Source organism: Actinomadura sp. NBRC 104425 (assembly GCF_030269545.1).
GTDB classification, from domain to species: Bacteria; Actinomycetota; Actinomycetes; order Streptosporangiales; family Streptosporangiaceae; genus Spirillospora; species Spirillospora keratinilytica.
Genome location: NZ_BSTN01000136.1, coordinates 1 through 341 on the forward strand (window position 1 = coordinate 1; position 341 = coordinate 341).

A 341-nucleotide genomic window follows, 5' to 3' on the forward strand; every position below is an offset into this window, starting at 1 on the left:
GCAGAGTGGGTGGGCGAGCTGGTGCGGGCGGCCGGGGGCCGGCGGGTGTTCAATCACTATGGTCCGACCGAGGCGACGATCGGTGTGGCCACGGCTGAGTTGTCGGTGGATGTGGTGGCGTCGGGTGTGGTGCCGATCGGTACGCCGATCGCCAACACGCGGTTGTTCGTGCTGGATGACGCGTTGGCGCCGGTTCCGGTCGGTGTGGTCGGCGAGTTGTACATCGCCGGTGCCGGGCTGGCGCGCGGGTATGTCGGCCGGGCGGGTTTGACGGGTGAGCGGTTCGTGGCCTGCCCGTTCGGTTCGGGTGAGCGGATGTACCGGACCGGTGACCTGGCCAA

At 69.2% G+C, this 341-nt stretch carries 1 protein-coding gene; it reads left to right on the plus strand.

The window, feature by feature from the left end; translation table 11 throughout:
- Window positions 1–9: 9 nt before the first annotated feature.
- Window positions 10–341 (plus strand): AMP-binding protein (locus QSK22_RS33450; protein WP_352231525.1); only part of this gene is annotated, 332 nt, incomplete at its 3' end.